Here is a 17,852-nt window from a genome sequence, read left to right on the forward strand (position 1 = left end):
GCACACCGAAACAGAAAACGGCCCGTTCGTCTAGGGGTTAGGACGCAAGATTTTCATTCTTGAAACAGGGGTTCGATTCCCCTACGGGCTACAGGACACAATGTCAAAACGTATCAAAAGGCTGTAAATCTATGATTTACAGCCTTTTGTGTTTTTCGGCGACCACCATTTTATTCACCAATTCGTATAATTCCAGTGAGTAATTCAGTGAGTAGTCTGAAACGATAAAAATTACTCATTGGAGCTCCTCAGAAATGAGGTTTTTGCATAGGGAATCGAACTCTTATTCCTTATTGAGAAATGAACCGGTTTCACTTACGTAGTGAAACTAAGGGATTGTAATATAGGGTGTTCGAATAAACTGCATCTTGATTTACTCCTGGCTGCAAGCTTAATTTTGTTCACAATTTAAGCTTGTTTTATGGAAACAAATTACAGCGTGCTTTTTTACCTTAAAAAGCCAAAAGGATGGACTAAAGGTCCAGCACCAATCTACATGCGGATCACCATAAATGGTGAGGGCAAAGAAGTATCAACCGGACGTAAATGTGAACCGGGGCGCTGGTGCAGTCAATCTAACCGAGAGAAAGGCTCTAAAGAAAGTACTAAGCTTTTAAACATCTACCTCGATGAATGGGAAAAGAAAGTCGAAGAAGCCCATACCCTGCTAACCAAAGAGCGTAAAGAGATTACCGCTTTTACGCTAAAGCAAAAGTTCACTGGTAATGAACCTAAGGTTAAGGTTCCGATGCTCATGGAGTTGTTTTCCCTGCACAACAAGCAGATGGAAGAATTACTCGGGATTGAGTTTGAGGAAAACACATTAAAAGGATATAAAACTACACATAACCATTTAACTGCTTTTATTAATGCTCGCTACTCAACGGAGGATGTGACAATTCATCAGTTGGACTTTAATTTCATAAATGGTTTTTCACATTACTTAAAAACGGTTTTGAGGATCGGACAAATATCTGTAGCCAAGTATATCAAACATTTAAAAAAGATAGTGAATAATTTTTGCATAAAGACCAGATTGTTGGATCATAACCCATTTGTTGAATATAAAAATGGTGTTAAGCCAAAGGAACGTCAATGTTTGACACAAGAGGAGTTGGATCACATGGTACGAAAGGTCATCACAATACCTCGGCTTGACCAGGTAAGAGACATTTTTATTTTTTGCTGCTATACTGGACTATCTTATGCAGATGTTAAAAAATTGCGCCAGAGCGAGATTGTAAAAGGGGTTGATGGAAAGCAGTGGATATTAACTACCAGGAAGAAAAATGGGTCGTCATCACGAGTGCCTTTGCTGGAACCTGCGATTGCTATTATTGAAAAATACAGAAATTACCCTCCATGTGCCAATGGCTTTCTTGTTCTGCCAGTATTGAGCAATCAGAAAATGAACGCCTATCTGAAAGAAATTGCAGACCTGTGTGAAATAGCTATTGTACTTACTTTTCATATTGCCAGGCACACTTTTGCAACGACAGTAATGTTAAGTAACGGCGTTCCGATTGAAACTGTAGGTAAAATGTTAGGTCATTCATTATTGACAACGACACAACATTATGCGAAAATTGTAGATGTTAAAGTGAGTTTAGATACGGCTGCTGTCCGTGAAAAATATGCGATTACTTAAGGATATTAGCATAAAGATTGGTAGACAGAAAAAAGAACAAGGGGTTAAATCCTAAGATTTATCCCCGTTCTAAATTAACGCTCTCAAATCAAATTTACTTATTATTTATGAGAAGATCAAGATCCTTCGTTGATCAGAGATCTTTCTCTATTGACTTATTTGCATACTAAACTATCGATGTTATTAGAATCAATATCCTGGTCTAATTGTCAAACCGAGGCTTCAGGTAACTTCATATAGATCCTGAAGATGGTCAAATGTTGCCTTGTAGGTGAATTGTGCATTTTCAAGAACTTTTCTTGCTGCAATATTCTGCCGGTTGATAATTGCTCCAATCCTTGGAATGCCCTGGTTGAGAATACTGTCAACTACCGGAGGAAGGATTTCTGTCATCACATAACAGCCAATAGCGAAGGCACCCAAGTAAAATTCAATGAAAAAAGGATATTCATCCAGCTGATAATGTTTTTTTGCCACTTGTGGTGAGATTAGATCAATGAGTCCAATGACTTTGTTTTGTTTTTTATCAGTGATGAAGTGGATATAATTCAATCCAGCATAGTAGTTGATGATCATAGTTCTTAAAAATAGATCAGCCTCTTCTAGGTTGTGGAGTCGCTTACTTGGGATATATTTGAGCGTGTTGTCATCGGATAAGATCGAGAAAATATCACCGGATAATTGCTCAAATCTTTCCATGTCTTCCGGCCTGAAGGGATGGATGAACAGATCGCCTGTTTCATAGTAGATTGGTTTCATCATGGGTATAGCAAAAATATAAAAGCATCTCTTATTCTCCTTAAAAAAGCGTACCCAAGTTTTAAAAGTGGTGAAATACTGTTTCGTCAGATTTTCAGTTTTGTGTCCTAAAACAATTTTTATGGCACAAATTGAATTCATTACCAAAGACGATTTACAACAATTTAAACTGGATATTTTAACGGAGATCCGTGGTCTGTTAAAGCTTGCTGAGCCGGATTCCAGACAATGGCTCAGAAGCCGGGACGTGCGTAAGATGTTGGGCATCTCTCCAGGTACTTTACAAAATCTGCGGATCAACGGCACTTTGCAATTTACAAAGGTGGGTAGTCTTTTTTTCTATAAATACGATGATGTCGTAAAAGCTTTGAATAAAAAATAGTTTTAACATGCAGAGATCACAAAAAAACTTACTTGCGGGTTATATTTCTAAAGCAGCAAAGGATCCTAGGTTAAATACTACTCAACTTAGTTTGTATATGGCATTGCTCTATGTTTGGCAAAACCAGCAATGCATTGCATCCTTCAGGATTAGTAGAAAGGAATTAATGCAGCTGAGCAAGATTGCCTCCACCAGCACTTATCATATTTGCATAAAAAAAATGATTGACGTTGGATATCTAAAATACGAACCTACTTATAATTGCTATAAAGGCAGCAGGATTACGTTGTTGTAACATACTTTGGATCTAAAACACTTAGTGAGGTCTATCTTTATATTTGTACAATGTGTTCATTTTCTATTGGTTACATGTTGGTTACGCTGGTATCGAAACATGCAACGACAACTTTGTTTGAAAACAGTAAAATGTATACGACTTTAATAGATCATGGTGAACTACTCTCACCTTTTCGATATTACATTGCCCCCATTGCCATTATCGGTTAGCTTATTAAATTCTGTTTGAAAATGACGGTGGGGGCAATCAAATTAATTTTTTCAGATTATGGCTTATAGTTAAATTCGGGAAGGGACGCCGCGGTTGGAGCAAGAAAGCCATTTAATAGTTTTGCATCACCATTTAGACCCGCCTGATAGGAATAGCCTATCTCCGCAGTAGCTTCCATATTTCCTCCATGTCCGGATAGGGTATCAAATGCCCATATGGAGGTTGTTGCCATTCCCTTAGCTCCAGCATCCCAGACATTGTCTTTGGACCACGAAAGAAAACCTTGAACGGTCAGCTCAACTTTTACGCCAACATCTGCTTTCATAAATTTCTTTATCGGTTCAGAAAGTTTGACCTCATCTTTCCTAACTACATAGATTATCGCAAGGGAGTTCTGAGCCTTTTGATGATTTTGTTTGAACTGAATCTTGTACTTTTCAAGTGAACTATTTTTTTTTCCAGATAGCGTTATTGATGTCTCTTTACAATTACTCTTCAATGCTATCAATCCTAGGTTTATTGTTTCATTTATGGGGCATTTCGGTGCTGTTATTTCTGCAAAAGTAAATTTTTTGAGCTCAGCTTCCAGATTTTCGCATGCGGGTGCCTTTGGCTTATAATTTGTCATGATCTTGCTGATGTTTTTTAAGTATTCATCCGCATATTTATAATAATTCACATTTGCCAGATGTTCATTAGGTCCAAGAAGATAACCCCATTTCGATTGAAAGAAAAACCTTTCTGCTGCCCAATGAATCTGTTTATCATCATAGCTTTCAGCGACAGTGGCACAGTTAACCAAGAATCTGTTCCTTAGTTCTTTGATAGCCTTACACTCTTCTGCAGCAAGCCTTTCTAGGTTTATGCACCCGCTACTCGTCCCTTCACCATTGCAAACATATTGGGCTTTTTTTTCTGCAAAATCCTTGTAAATTTTTGATTCGTTCCTGTCGTATTCATTTTCCAATTCTGCAATTTTTGCGGTATATTGTTCTTCTTCTCGCATCATAGCTTTAAGCACATCTACTTGGATGTATTTATTGGAAAATATTCTACCTGCTTTTTTAAACCATGGGTTGCCAAGGTTCACATCTAACTTTTCACCAGCGAAAAGTCTTTTCTGAAGATCCTGTATTCGCTCATTGAGTTGTTTTGTGCCCAGCTCTTGTTCTTTACGGATTATTTCAGAGAGTTCTCCACGCATCCTGTCTATTTCAGACTTGAATGCCGCCCGTTCGGCCTTTACAAGCTGTTCATCCTCAACTCGTTTTTGATGCATGGGTTTTTTAATTTTAAATATGTTGAAATAATCTGGAAGGTCTTTAGGTTTTGCAAAAAAATCATAGGCTGTTCCCGATTTATCAAATTCTTCTATGATATCCATGGAGCCGTCTATCAGGCCATTTTCAACTGCTTTTTTTGCATACTCAACTGCTTTTTCCTTTTGCCCTTTCTCTTTGGAGATCAAAGCAGCAGTGTTATTAGCTTGTGGGTGGGAAGGATTCTGCTTAAGACATTTTCTTAAGTATACCATAGCGCTATCCTGTTCACCAATGCCAATAAAAGCTTGACCGATATTGTTGAGTACCAGATCATTTTCTGGATAGCTTGAGAGTAGGCCTCTGCAGATTGGCATTGCTTGTGCTGACCAGTTCGCATTGATCAAAATCCCTGCATAGCTGTTTGCATTAAAGTCATTGCTAATATCCCTAGTAAGTGAAGTCCCAACAAGTATTGATCCTTCCTGCAAAGCCCCATTTAGATAACTATACATCCCTAATTCGAAAAGCGATTTATTATCAAGATCTGCATCCGCGAGGATTTCTTGAACGAGCTTTTTTGTAGAGGAATCCATACTGTTAAGAATTAAGGCGTTAAGCGAGATGATGTATTTTTTTAAGTCTTCGCCTTTTAATGCCTTGCGCTGAATAGCTGTTAAGACGATCTTAGGAAATGGTTTACTTATTTTCTTTGGGATGCTCAATACCGTTTTACCCAATGGCTTCATTATTTTCTTGGCTTCCTCTGCCAATTCTTCGGCGTCTTTCCCCTTTAGTCCACCTTGAGCCTTAATTTTTTTTGCGATTTCCATTGCCCGCTTAATTTGCTCGGGAGTAGGCTTCGTTGTCTGCCCCATTGTAGGCAAGTAATTGAGTAACAGTCCTAATAAGGATATGTAAAAGAATGATAATATAAACTTGCTCTGCATTTTAATTAATGTTTTTTGCAACCAAGATCCTCAAGTTATTGAAGTCGAACAATTTATGACGACATAATTAGCCACATGGTCGACAGGTGACTGAATTTATAGTTTAAATATGTTTTTTAGTTAAAATCTTCATTGGCTTTTGTTAAAAATCTATTTCCCTTATATGATGAGATGTGCTAGGCTTTAGTCAGTCATTTCAATGAGATCCAGTATTAGAGGCCGCTAGGGTGAAAACATTAGCTTTTTTTGCAGATGACATATGGAATTCAGTTGATCCTGTCAAAAAATATATTTATAGTCAACTCTGTAGAAAATGTTTGCATGATATTTCAAATTGCCGTATGTCAATTAAATAATGTTCTTTGTCGATTTTTTTTGATGCAAAAAAAGAAAAGATTTTTTTTGTTTAAAAAAAGAATGAAAAAGACACAACCAATTACTGCCCTTGGAGGTGTTTTGTTTTTTGCGGCCTGTAAAAAGGATAAAATAGTTTCTTATGGAGTTAATTCTAAAAAATAACGGAAATGTGCATAAGTAAAATACTAGAAGAAATTGACTCTTTTCAGAATCTGGGAGACGAATCTAAACAGCTTTTTTTTTCGTCTGGAAAGATTCATTATCTCAAAAAAAATGAAATAATACTCACTCAAGGGGAAACCTGTAAATCTGTCTTTTTTCTGGCGACGGGTTTGATGAAAAATTTTCAAAATAACGACGGTAAAATCGTAAATCTGGGATTCATTCTCCCAAATATGTTTTTTACAAACCTTGAAAGCCTGCGCACTGGTGACAAATCTTCGTATTCGTTTATTGCCATGCAAGCTTCAGTTGTATTCGAAATAAGCAGAAAAAAGCTTATCTCTCTATATGTGATGTCAAGAGAAATTGAAGTTTTTGGGAGAGATATCTTGGAGCGGATTATTATATCCCAAGAGCGACTGGCCAATATCTATAGACTCAACACGCCAAAAGAACGTTACCAGTTTCTACTTATGGAGGAACCTGAGTTGTTTCAAAAGATATCGTTAAGCCAGCTCGCTTCATATCTGGGTGTTTCCAGAAAAACAATCTGTAGGATTAGGAAAGGAATCTGAGTTTAAATCTTGCACCCATGTCCAGTTCCAATAATAGCAACTTCAATCTCACTGCCGTCAATTGTAGCCCAATGCTCAGCGATTCGTCCACTATCTATTCTAAATAGCCGGTAGCCCCTAGTTGTAATTTCCTTTTCGCTTGGTAGATGGCTTCTCCATAACCCAGTGTGTTTTAGTTTCATGGAAATTCGCATGAATACCTTATCGTCCTCACAGAGGATATCCTCAATAACTGTTTGATGTTGAAAGGATCCGCTTGTTGTCTCTATCCATTTTGCTGTACCTTCCCAATTCTTGGGTAAAGCGATGGGAAGCGAATGATCAATATAGTCATCGGTCAAATAGTCTCGAATTTCTGAAATATCTGTTTTGTTCCAGATTTTATCGATAAAGTTTATAACGATCGTTTTATTCATTTTAATGTTTTTTGTTAAATTTTCTTTGCAAAAATATTGTAGACAATTGATAAACGCCTGTGTCATATGACACAAAATAATGCTTAAAACATGATTTTATAGAAAAATGGTATTACCTCTTCCCGGGTAATAGAATAGGGAAATGGATAATGATGGAACTTTGTTTTAAAACTTCTTTGTTATAAATGTATGAAAGTCTAGGTCGTCAGTTTTTTTAAATAAGAGTTTACATTTCGGCGTCTTTATTGTGCTTTTCATCTTAAGAGAACTGCCGTTTGTAACCACTAATTGTATTCATTTTCTTTTTTGCTAAACTTTATATGCAAGTATTATCATAAAGATGGGACATCAAAGAAAATTTTTGGCCTTAGGCTATGAACAACGTTTCAGGTTTTTGTACCTGGTAGTTAGGGAAAACGAAAAGTTAATTTTAAAGTGGTTAGATGACAGTTTTCCCGGCAATGTGGGAGATAGGAATGGGGCAAAGGAGTGTATTCAGAATGCATTTGATTTTTTGGGAAAACTTATACTTCCAGGTATACAGGTGGATCGAGTAGAAAATAAGGAACTCATGCTGAATGGAATGGCTGATGAGGTTTTGTCTCTTAGCGAAGAAGTGTCGGAGATGAGAGGAGTCAAAGACTTTTATCGTGTTACATGTGCTCTTACGTCTCTTGAAGTGCTTTTTACCTGTGTAATTGATTTTTTTTTCTCTTCTGAAGATTATAATCATACCAGTGGGTCATTTCATGTTATCCTTCTTAGCTCATTAGCCGATTATTCAAATATTGATTTCAATCATATTTTTCCTGAGGATGTCTATAAATTAGATTGGCAAAATTTTGATGTCTTTTGTAAAGACTATCCCTTGTTAAAACGGTTAATGAGCAATTATATTGATAGAATTTTTTCCTCAGGTAACTTTCCTGAAGATTAAAAGTGAAGATATGAGCCACGTTACCTTGCAGTTTTGGATAAATTTATTTAACGGAAAAAATATGAAAAATTACCTATCAACTCTTATTTTGATATTGTTATCTTATCAGATAGCCTTTTCACAATACTTTACTAAGCATGAAATATCGCAAGACCTCAATGTTGTTAAAGCAGCACTTATGGAAGCTCACCCTGGTCTCTATCGTTATAATAGCCGGAGTGAAATTGCTAGGGACTTCAAAAAAATTGAAGAAAGTATTACCAACCGAATGACTGTTTTGGATTTTTATAGGCTTTTATGTCCTATGCTAGCAAATATAGGGGATGGACATACCAAGCTTCATCTAGAAGGGAAGCCAGATGATCATTATGCCTTTTTTGAATCTGGTTACCTCCCTATGAATTTATATTTTCATCAGGGAAAGTCGTTTCTTCATAGTTCTTATGTATCCAAATTAGCTATTCCGCTTGGTTCAGAAATTCTCAGTATAAATGGAAAGCCTATGAAGGAAGTCACATCAAAGTTAATGAAATGCATTTTTGCTGATGCCAGAATAACCAGTGCAAAATATGCTGAGCTGTCACTTCATTTCTCCGGTTACTACGCTGAATTTATTGGTCCATCGAAGTTCTATAAAATTACCTTTAAAAATAGCGAAGGTCGTCAAGGTACTATTACTGTACCTGGAGTAAGAAGGACAGATATTCCAAAAGAAAAATATGATGAACGTCAGGAAATTTCGTATCCTAACAAACATACTGCGATGATGCGTATTGGTGTATTCAGGAACCTTGAAAATAAGCCGACGTTAAGTGGTTTCCTTCAAAATGCTTTTGAAGATATTCAGAAAAAAAATATTTCATCATTAATCATCGATATTCGGAATAATGAAGGTGGAATGGATGCCATGGGGATCGAACTCTTTTCCTACTTAGCTAAATCACCCTTTCGTTATTATGGTAAATTTGTAGTTGCGAGTGATGGAAATTTTTCCTTTGTTGAGCACGCAGCCCTTCCGCCGGAATTCGAATATCTTAAAAAATTTATAGTAAAGGTGAAAGATGAATATCATTTTACTCAGAAGGAAGGATTAGAAATGCAACAACCTAAAGCAAAAGCCTTTACTGGGAGAGTTTTTATTTTACAAAATGGACGTACTTTTTCTGTCTCTTCCGAATTTTGTGCAATCGTGAGGGAAACATCCCGTGGAATATTTATCGGAGACGAGACTGGTGGTGCAGTTGGCGGAGATTCAAGTGGTGGATTTGCATTGGTGCGTTTACCCAACACTAAGCTGAAACTTGATATTCCTCTTCTAGGTTACTACATGCACCTTGATGAAAAAAATAAAATTAATAGAGGGGTTTTACCCGACTATTCAGTTCTTCCTACCATCAACGAGATACTCAGCAACAAAGATGTAGTTTTTCAAAAAGCACTTGATTTGGCGAAATAGTATCATTTTGTTTTATGATGTGTACTTGATGTTGTTTTTGTTTTGAGGGTTCGAAATAAAACTACCAGTTGCGTGGTTGATTATATGTCGTGGTAATTTTCAGAGTATTCGTGGCCACGAATCCAAGTACAGAACTAATTGGTCAGCTGCTTTTCAACTACTTTTTCCCGCCGCTTTTGAACTTTAATTAGGTAGATGACAAAGTAATATTAGTAGATGTACTGAGTTGGCTATGCCACTGGTTTTATACGCTTGTTTCAAGGAAATGCCTATGAAAATATTATGAAGTAGGCATTTACAATACTCTGTGTTTTTAGCATTGTTGGTAACAGATATTATTTCAGTTCAGAATTTGAGGTTTTTCAACCAATATTTTAAAGGAATTGATTTGCCTTACTCTGGCTACTTTTCGATTTAATTTGTTGTACTCCAGATGTTTCTTTGCTTTTATGGCTCTGGGTATTAAAAAAAGATTAAAAAACCTACCAGAAACCTATTGTGTTGGTTAAAGTTGAACAACATCCGCGATGATTTTCCATCCATCATGGTATTTCCAAACTTGGACATAGTAACCAGGGTATTTTAAAGTATTGATATTGGGCTCTATTTTTTTTATCGACAGATTACCAAAGCAATAGAAAAATTGACTGCTTTTATCAAATCCATGTCCTTTAGGTATCAATACCATATTGGAGATTTTATGTATTTCCTTAAAATGATTTTTGCCAATTGTTATGGGAAGATTAGGTCTTAGAAATATAGCATTATCATCAAGGTATTCAAAGGTTTCATCGGTATCCTTAAGTTGCGGAGGTGAAGTAGCTTTTTTTGATGTGGATGTCGTTACTTGCCCGTAGGTAATATGTTCATGCTTCATTGCAAGCTGGTGTTCTAATTTTACTGATCCATGGTTTATTCCGCCATCAAATAGGATTTTAAAAATCTTATTCCCGTTTTTTCTCCATATGGAAAAATAATTTCCACTGGCAATCGGATCCGACTTCCGGTTATTAAAATAGAGGTATGGGCCAGTAGTAAAACCAAAATCACCGGCCTTATTGCTCACAGCATAAGAAGGCTTCCAGGATAACAGTTCTAATGAATCTGTTTTTACGTTGGCGTATGCCTTGAGTCCATTAAGAATTGTTGTACCTGAGACAAGTACTCCTGCAGGATCCATGTTATTGTCAAAGGCATATTTTAATCCATGATTTGCTGCCTGTAGGGCAAAGTCAATTTCGTATTTTACAATTTCCTTTGTAATTAAGACCTTCTGGCCAAAGGATATCTTTGGATACACTATACCCAACATGAGCGAAAGTGCCATTTTTAGTGTTAATTTAGTCATTTCCCATATTGAATGAATATGATGCGAATATCAGTTATTGTAGCAGTTATTTTTAGAGAAAGGGAATTGGTGTCTACAGACTGTAGGCTTACGGAGATAAAATCATTCTTTTAGTAGACTGAAAACTACTTTAAGTTGATATTGTGCATCAGACTACTATACAACGCATCCTGCCTGTATTGGGATGTACTCTGTATTCATCACTTTTAATTAGAAGCAATAAGCTGGTATTTTGAAGGAAATTAATTTCCTAAAATTCCTAAAAAATGTTTAAAAGATTATTTTATGTGATAATTGCACTTCAGGTAACTGCAGTTAGTGCCAGCGGTCAAGGGTTTCTGAAACGCTTAGGCGAAAGGGCTGCCAATGCAGGCAGCGATTTGTTAATTAAAAAAAGTACTCAGAAGGCAGAAAAGGTCATCGATGGAAATCAGTCAAAGAAAAGCAAGGAAGGTAACGGTGAGAAGATTGAAAATGGAAGTTTGGATAACAATGAAACTCAAAAATCTACCAAACAACTCTCATCCTCTTATTCTAGATATGATTTTATCCCAGGAGAAAAAATCATTCTTTTTGATAACTTTGAGCAGGATGCAATCGGTGAATTTCCAATGAAGTGGTTTACTACAGGCTCAGGAGAAGTCGTCAAGCTGGAAGGAAAAGATAACAAATGGCTGCAATTCAATTCCGGAAATATGCTCTCACCAACAATGAAACTGCCTGAAAATTTTACGGTTGAATTTGACCTTGTCGTAAATTTATCGACACGTTCAAGTGCTGTATTTCCAGGTTTTAAGTTTGAGTTATTTGATCGTGGTGATAAGGCTAAGAGACTGGATAGCTATAATTACACACTAAAAAACATCCTTTATTTTAGCAATTCTTTCGATCGGGACAAAGCTGTAGTTAGGCTTGACTCGCGTGAGAATGCGAAACAAAAACTCTTATCTGATAAAATCTTCCTTAAAGGCTTTCAAAGCAATTACGGTTCTGTTGTACATGTCGCCATATCTATACAGAAGACAAGAGTAAGACTTTGGTACAATGCAGAGAAAGTCTTGGATATTCCAACTGCTGCAGCTTTTCCGGCAAATTACAATCAAATGTTGTTTGTTGGAGGAAAGACGGGAGAGGGGTATCCAGCATTTTTTATAACTAATCTAAGAGTAGCAGCTGGTATGGCGGATATGCGTTCAAAACTTCTTGAGGGAGAAAACTTTGTAACGAACGGAATTCTATTTGATAGCAATTCAGATAGGATAAAGCCTGAATCAATGGGGTTAATTAAAGAAATCGCATCTGTGATTAAGGAATCCTCAGGAGCGAAAATCAAGATAGTAGGGCACACAGATACAGATGGCAATGCTGATTCAAATCTTGAATTATCAAAGAAACGAGCCATCTCAGTTAAAACTGTTCTCAGCAAGGAATTTGATGTAGATGCAAGTTTACTTTTCACTGATGGCAAGGGTGCAGCAGAACCAGTTGCTAGTAATACTACACCTACAGGAAAATCTGAGAACAGGCGAGTGGAATTTATAAAAATGTAGTTTTGTTGTTTTATATCAAAACAAAATGACTTGGAAAATTGAGGGCATTGAAAGATTTCTTTAATATTAGAGGCTGGAGAAGTTAATATATAATCCACTTTGGTTGCCTGACATAACGGTTTAATAGTTTATGATCATTTTCTGCAAGTTATCAGTCGTTAATTATTAGTTTTTCGTCGATGTAACCTAGTCATAAAGCTTTGTTATTTGTACCCAATGATGTTCCTCGATAAGTTTGTATAATTTATTAATTGATATATAAGAGTAGAGATTTCGCTGAAAACTGGTTCTTCGAAATATACAGGTATTGTTATGATTGTTGTTATATATCGATTGTATCAGTATGTCTGACGATTAAAGTCGAAGAACACAACAATAACAACTCCAAAGAAAATTATATAAATTATATATTTTTGCTACAAAATAAATGTCTTATTGAGTAAGTTGAAGTTGGGCTTTTTTAGTGGAAATTTATTATTGTGAATAAAACAAATCTAAATTCTGTATGAATATTCAAGAATTATACAATGATTTAATCAATGCGTTTTCAGAAGTGAACTTAAATCGTATAACCGCGAACTTAATATCACTCTACAAAAATAAAAACTACGGCAAGATCAGGGAAGTTTCAAATCGAATTTCAAAATATGTCCCTATAACTGAAGAAAAAGATGCAAAGTGTTTTTCTAAGTTAATTATGTTGTACCACCCAGATAAGGGTGAAGTATATAGAAAAAGTATTCAAGATCTTTTTGAAATAAATGACTACACTCAACTTCTTACATACTCACACATTTTCCTTATTTCTGATATTGAAAGTGTAACTGAAATAGCTATTGGGGAAGATATTGATTATCATCCAGAATATGTTTGGGATGTCGAAAATGACGATAATAATAGTGATTTTGAATTAATGCTTGACAATGATTCAGAAGAGTTTTACTCTTCTGAATTTGATTCGAACGAATTTGAAAAATCTTTTTATAATTTGATCAAGATACGAGAATATGGTCATGTAGCAGTTGAATTTCCTCCTTATTATCTTGAAGATTTTGAAGAGTTTGAAATGGTAAATAGAGGGATGGACTCATTAGACGGTATCGAATATTGTCTACATGTTAAGATTCTTGATTTATCAGAGAATATGGTGTCTGATATTTCAGATTTATGGAATTTAGTGAATTTGCGGGAAGTGTATATAGCTAACAATCAAATCGGTTATATTGACTCACTAAGCAATCTAATTGAATTGACAGTAATTGATTTGTCAGGCAATCAGATTAACGATATTTCACCAATATTGAACTTAGACAATTTGAAATTTGTCAACTTAATAGGAAATCCTGTTCCTGAGGCGCAGATAAGTAAACTAAAGGAAAAAGGGGTTTTAGTTATGGAAGGGGAAGTCTAAGCCATAATTATTATGATTGAAGTTTAAAGCCTTAAATTAGTGCATAACTGCAAGTCTTTTGTTGAAAAATCAAATTTTTAAATATCTCTGAACGATATTTTGATTATGAGATAACGCCAAGTTTTATTTCAATTGTTTCAATTTCTCCTTAATTATTTTTAATAATATTTGGCAAGTTAAGGTGTAAAGTTTGAACAAATCCTAAATTGGCGTAATTATCTGTTTACCAGAATATATTTTCAGCATCCCTAGCGGGTTAAAGAATTCTATTGAATGGTGCATTTCTACGACAGTGTTTTCAGATAAACCAGTTGGAATAATTACAGTAGTTACAAAATAAGCCAGAAAAATCAGAAAGATTGCTCTGGCTTATTGCGCCCAAATTAAAGAAAGGTTAAAGGGTTCTTTAAAGCTTAATAAATTCTACCCTTCTGTTTTGTACTTTTCCAGTACTCGTTTTATTATTGATTATTATGAATAGTAGGCTGTGAGATACCCTTGCCATTGGTTTTGATAGCTGATTCTGAGATGTTATACTCTTTCATCAAAACCTCTTTAACTGGATATTCTGTTAATGCTGCCCGCTGTAATGCGCATACTGACCCCTCGAAAATGGGTTTAGGTTCTTCATCTTGAAGACCTGACAATTTTACTTCTTTTTTCTCAAACTCTCACCCGAGTTATGCTTAGCTTTGCATAACCGGGGAAGAAAAAACTATCTCCTCGCGGGAAGCGACGATGCAGCCCAAAGGTCCGCCATGATCTATTCCTTCTTTGCAATCTGCAAGAAACATAATGTAAATCCACACAAATGGCTCAAATACACATTGGAAATAAACCACAAAAAATTAAAGATCTCTATCCGCAGAACTTTAAAAACATAATTGGTTAATCAAATATAGAGTTCATAGGCTGGATACTGTCTTCCGTCGATGTAACCTAGTCATAAAGCTTTGTTATTCGTACCCAATAATGTTCCTCGATAAGTTTGTATAACTTATTAATTGATTTATGAGATTATATTTGAAAACTTTCGCAATGCTAATCATTGCCATTACATTTACTTCATGTAAAAAAGGTAAACCGGACAAGCCTGGGGAAACTCTCAATAAAGAACCATTAGTAACCGACCAGGGCATACCGCTACCGAATACGCTGATCCAAAAAACGATTGGTCCGTCAGGTGGTTCGATTGAGGTTCCTGGTGGGATATTAGCGATTACAATCCCGGCCGGAACTATTAAGTCTGAAACCTCATTTAGCATACAAGAGGTTTCAAATACATTTGGAATGGGAAGTCTAGGAAAGGTTTACCGTCTTTTGCCAGAAAATGTCGCTTTTGAAAAGGACGTTGAGATTAGTATGAAATATGATGCAACCATGTTGAAAGGGAAATCTGAGGACCATCTACGCTTAACATATCAAGATTCAAAGGGTACTTGGCATTCGCCTAAGAGTATAATACTTGAGAAAGCGAACAAACAGATCATAGTAAAGACGAAGCACTTCAGCGATTGGACGATTTATTCAGAATTAACTTTAGAATCAGAAAAAAAGGTGGTTTCTGCCAATGAGATATCTCTTGTTCGAGGCATATTATTAACTACTGCCACGGATCCAGAGAATCCAGAAGATTATTTGCTTGTTGCCGGACAAATTACCGATAGCGTTGTAGATGAGTGGAAGGTAGTCGCCGGACCTGGGGATATTGTAAGAAGAGAGGATGGAACGGCAACCTTTGTTCCTCCAGCTGAGATTAACTCTCCGGCAGTGTCCAAGATACAACTTGTGATAAATGATTACACTGACCCTCAAAAAACAGGTTTCTATATTGGCTTTGTCGATATTGAGTTGGTACCAGATGTTTTTGTTAGTTGGACGTTCGGTGGGGAGAAATACACTGTAGGCAGCGACAAGATCGTAACTAAATACTATGATCAGGCGAAAAGTATGCCACAGTTTTACGTTGATGGTGGTTTGAACCTTGGCATTGTAGTCAATAGGAAGGAGATTGGAGAATTCGACTTCGGCGATCTTAATGGTCCGGATAAATATTCACTTATATATTTTAACATGCACAAACCGGGTGTTCCAATATATTATAGTTATAGGGCGTGTGGTGGATTGCAGATATTTAGCGCACAAAGTATGGTTAAGGTGACCAAATTTGAGAACGGGTATATTGAAGGTGAATTCAATGGCACATTGTATCAATGGTGGCCGAATGCATGTGAAAGGATATTCGAAGATATTAAAGGCACTTTCAGGGTGAAGTTTAATCCCTGATCTTAGTAGTTTAGACATAGTAGAGGGTGTATCATAAATCATGGTCACCCTCTTTTTTGCTGTTTTTATTCGTACCCCTCTCCAAGGACATTTTCAAATGTTGAATTCTCAGAGATCAGTTTTCATTTATGGTACTTCTTCCTCTTTTTATATAGGATCGATTGGATGCTCCTCAGTCAGGCTCACGGTTAAAGCGCCCACTTTGGGTCAATGTCCATCGCATTTTGTCTAATTTTTTGGCGGCTGCCATAGGGCTGACACAATTGATTTTAAAATTTGCAGAAATAAACACAAAAATGAAAAAACATATGGAAGGTTTCCAGGTTATTGGCCTGTTCGTACGTGCCACTAATGAAGAAGGGATGGCCGCTAAAGATATTCCGGCATTATTGTTTGGATATCTACTTAGCTATGCTTTGAAGTTGTCTGTGTCTAGATAAAATTATTGTTCTAAAGATTCATCGTGAAAAATGTATTTCCGTGTTTCTGAAATCTGATAATATGTGAATATCATTTTATTTTAGGCAGATATAAACTAGCGGGTGCGATTTTAGTATAATTTTTTTTTCCTAGTACTTGCATCCAAGAATAATTAATTGTTTTTATGTTATTTGAATAATGCAGGAATCGCTAAAACGAAACTTTAATCCAAAATCAAAATTAGTTGTGTTTCCAGAAGTGAGCCATTTAATGCAGTCTTCTAAAACGGGTCTTTTTGAAGAAGCTAAAGATATTCCGGAAACGATTAGCGTTAAAGTATTGGATACAATTTCCACTTGGCTTAGCCAGTTTAGGGATTAATTAAGTATAGTTAAATTAAAGGAGGCTTATCTATAGCTTTTAGAAATCACGGAAAGATCGTCCTTAGTCATTTGTCGACGAAATTAAACAAGGAGAAGCTCTCTGTAAGCGTTACGTCTATTTTAGTTGAGAATCTATGTTTAAGAAAATATTTTTGCAATCGGAAAGAGTTATTTATATGATCATTTCGAGGGAATAAATCACAAAGACAATTCGAACTTCAGCTCATAGAAGCAAAAATTGAATTTAATGATTAATACTTTCGGAACATGTGAAACTACATTTCTTATACGCGTAGACAATTAAAAAATTTAATAATTTACCTATGAAAAGCATTTCAAAATATTTGCAAATCCTCCTCCTGTTAGTCTGCACCTTTGCTGGGTGTAAGAAAAACTCTTCACCTCCTGATCTGGAATCCAAACCATTACAAAAACCGCTTTCATAAACGTCCGGCCCCGTAATTGCAAAAGTAATAGGCACAGCTGGAGGCTCAATTTCTTCAACCGATGGAAATATAATTATCGAAATCCCTGCGGGTGCAGTTAATGGGGATACCCAGTTTACTATACAGTCGATTGATAAGAATTTAGATCAAGCTACAGGGGCTGCTTTTCGTTTGGGACCAGAAAACGTAATCTTCCAAAAAGATGTAAAAATCAATTTTAAATACAGCTATGAGGATTGCGTTGGATCTGCTGAGGATTATTTATACTTAACCTACCAGGATAAGAACGGTTATTTCTATCGTCAAATGGAAACAACTATAGATAAATCAATCAAGACTTTATCTCTTAACACCAGACATTTTAGCGATTGGTTTATTGAGAGGGTATTTAATGTAGTTACAGACAAAAACACCCTCAGCGCAGGGCAGGAAGCAAATGTATTGTTATATTTTATCGATACATTTCCAATGGCCAGTTAAAATATGATAGATCAAAAATTACAGGAAACACCTGGTTCGTAAATGGTCCGGGAACTATTGGAAATGAGAAGGAAGAACTTCCGGCAGGAATATTAAAAACCAAATATAAAGCACCAGAA

17 protein-coding genes, 1 tRNA gene and 1 pseudogene are annotated in these 17,852 nt (G+C 36.0%); 14 read left to right on the forward strand and 5 right to left on the reverse strand.

From position 1 onward, the window contains the following. The first annotated feature begins 19 nt into the window (after positions 1 to 19). Positions 20 to 91: transfer RNA gene (locus GVK91_RS16080), tRNA-Glu, on the forward strand. Between the two features lie 330 nt (positions 92 to 421). Continuing rightward, a complete protein-coding gene (locus GVK91_RS16085; RefSeq protein ID WP_159730060.1) occupies positions 422 to 1,648 on the forward strand; it encodes a site-specific integrase in 1,227 nt (408 codons plus the stop codon). 222 nt (positions 1,649 to 1,870) lie between these two features. On the opposite strand, the gene GVK91_RS16090 is transcribed toward GVK91_RS16085, so the two are convergent. Next, entirely contained in the window at positions 1,871 to 2,410 is a 540-nt protein-coding gene (locus GVK91_RS16090; RefSeq protein WP_159730062.1) for a GNAT family N-acetyltransferase, read from the reverse strand. Positions 2,411 to 2,528: 118 nt separating this feature from the next. Between GVK91_RS16090 and GVK91_RS16095 the strand changes: the two genes are divergently transcribed. Together GVK91_RS16095 and GVK91_RS16100 are read left to right on the forward strand one after the other, a co-directional pair. Next, on the forward strand, positions 2,529 to 2,789 hold the full coding sequence (locus GVK91_RS16095) for a helix-turn-helix domain-containing protein (RefSeq protein WP_159730064.1): 261 nt from the start codon (positions 2,529 to 2,531) through the stop codon (positions 2,787 to 2,789). A 7-nt stretch (positions 2,790 to 2,796) separates the two neighbouring features. Next, complete coding sequence (locus GVK91_RS16100) at positions 2,797 to 3,084, forward strand: hypothetical protein (RefSeq protein WP_159730066.1); 288 nt, start codon at positions 2,797 to 2,799, stop codon at positions 3,082 to 3,084. A gap of 268 nt (positions 3,085 to 3,352) precedes the next feature. Here GVK91_RS16100 and GVK91_RS16105 read toward each other — a convergent pair whose 3' ends face one another. Beyond that, on the reverse strand, positions 3,353 to 5,329 hold the full coding sequence (locus tag GVK91_RS16105; protein ID WP_159730068.1) for a M48 family metallopeptidase: 1,977 nt from the start codon (positions 5,327 to 5,329) through the stop codon (positions 3,353 to 3,355). A 701-nt stretch (positions 5,330 to 6,030) separates the two neighbouring features. Here GVK91_RS16105 and GVK91_RS16110 point away from each other — a divergent pair. Then, the gene (locus tag GVK91_RS16110; protein ID WP_159730070.1) at positions 6,031 to 6,600 is read left to right on the forward strand and encodes a Crp/Fnr family transcriptional regulator; all 570 of its coding nucleotides are present in this window, start codon (positions 6,031 to 6,033) and stop codon (positions 6,598 to 6,600) included. Between the two features lie 2 nt (positions 6,601 to 6,602). On the opposite strand, the gene GVK91_RS16115 is transcribed toward GVK91_RS16110, so the two are convergent. Then, positions 6,603 to 7,016 carry an ester cyclase gene (locus tag GVK91_RS16115; RefSeq protein WP_235032939.1) on the reverse strand — a complete coding sequence of 138 codons (414 nt, stop codon included), beginning with the start codon at positions 7,014 to 7,016 and terminating at the stop codon, positions 6,603 to 6,605. 340 nt (positions 7,017 to 7,356) lie between these two features. On the opposite strand from GVK91_RS16115, the gene GVK91_RS16120 reads away from it, so the two are divergent. Then, positions 7,357 to 7,953, forward strand: a complete 597-nt coding sequence (locus GVK91_RS16120; protein WP_159730074.1) for a hypothetical protein — start codon at positions 7,357 to 7,359, stop codon at positions 7,951 to 7,953. Between the two features lie 10 nt (positions 7,954 to 7,963). Further along, positions 7,964 to 9,409 carry a S41 family peptidase gene (locus GVK91_RS16125; protein WP_159730076.1) on the forward strand — a complete coding sequence of 482 codons (1,446 nt, stop codon included), beginning with the start codon at positions 7,964 to 7,966 and terminating at the stop codon, positions 9,407 to 9,409. A gap of 505 nt (positions 9,410 to 9,914) precedes the next feature. Here the strand turns inward: GVK91_RS16125 and GVK91_RS16130 are convergent. Continuing rightward, complete coding sequence (locus tag GVK91_RS16130; RefSeq protein ID WP_159730078.1) at positions 9,915 to 10,757, reverse strand: hypothetical protein; 843 nt, start codon at positions 10,755 to 10,757, stop codon at positions 9,915 to 9,917. 266 nt (positions 10,758 to 11,023) lie between these two features. On the opposite strand from GVK91_RS16130, the gene GVK91_RS16135 reads away from it, so the two are divergent. The 3 genes from GVK91_RS16135 to GVK91_RS16145 all read left to right on the forward strand — a co-directional run bounded on the left by GVK91_RS16135 (position 11,024) and on the right by GVK91_RS16145 (position 14,058). Beyond that, positions 11,024 to 12,307, forward strand: a complete 1,284-nt coding sequence (locus tag GVK91_RS16135) for an OmpA family protein (protein ID WP_159730080.1) — start codon at positions 11,024 to 11,026, stop codon at positions 12,305 to 12,307. A gap of 505 nt (positions 12,308 to 12,812) precedes the next feature. Further along, on the forward strand, positions 12,813 to 13,718 hold the full coding sequence (locus GVK91_RS16140; RefSeq protein WP_159730082.1) for a leucine-rich repeat domain-containing protein: 906 nt from the start codon (positions 12,813 to 12,815) through the stop codon (positions 13,716 to 13,718). A gap of 217 nt (positions 13,719 to 13,935) precedes the next feature. Then, complete coding sequence (locus GVK91_RS16145) at positions 13,936 to 14,058, forward strand: NADPH-dependent FMN reductase (protein ID WP_262886208.1); 123 nt, start codon at positions 13,936 to 13,938, stop codon at positions 14,056 to 14,058. A 121-nt stretch (positions 14,059 to 14,179) separates the two neighbouring features. On the opposite strand, the gene GVK91_RS16150 is transcribed toward GVK91_RS16145, so the two are convergent. Beyond that, a complete protein-coding gene (locus GVK91_RS16150; protein WP_159730084.1) occupies positions 14,180 to 14,365 on the reverse strand; it encodes a hypothetical protein in 186 nt (61 codons plus the stop codon). Between the two features lie 57 nt (positions 14,366 to 14,422). On the opposite strand from GVK91_RS16150, the pseudogene GVK91_RS16155 reads away from it, so the two are divergent. The 4 genes and pseudogenes from GVK91_RS16155 to GVK91_RS16170 form a co-directional block, all read left to right on the forward strand. Then, positions 14,423 to 14,610, forward strand: a pseudogene (locus GVK91_RS16155) (IS66 family transposase); the annotation flags it as partial. Between the two features lie 146 nt (positions 14,611 to 14,756). Then, a complete protein-coding gene (locus GVK91_RS16160; protein ID WP_159730086.1) occupies positions 14,757 to 16,004 on the forward strand; it encodes a hypothetical protein in 1,248 nt (415 codons plus the stop codon). 296 nt (positions 16,005 to 16,300) lie between these two features. Continuing rightward, positions 16,301 to 16,444: a hypothetical protein gene (locus tag GVK91_RS16165; RefSeq protein ID WP_159730088.1), complete on the forward strand. Its 144-nt coding sequence runs from the start codon at positions 16,301 to 16,303 to the stop codon at positions 16,442 to 16,444. Between the two features lie 178 nt (positions 16,445 to 16,622). Further along, entirely contained in the window at positions 16,623 to 16,805 is a 183-nt protein-coding gene (locus GVK91_RS16170) for a hypothetical protein (protein WP_159730090.1), read from the forward strand. Positions 16,806 to 17,852: the final 1,047 nt, after the last annotated feature.

It is taken from the genome of Sphingobacterium sp. 18053 (assembly GCF_902706145.1).
GTDB lineage: Bacteria > Bacteroidota > Bacteroidia > Sphingobacteriales > Sphingobacteriaceae > Sphingobacterium > Sphingobacterium paramultivorum.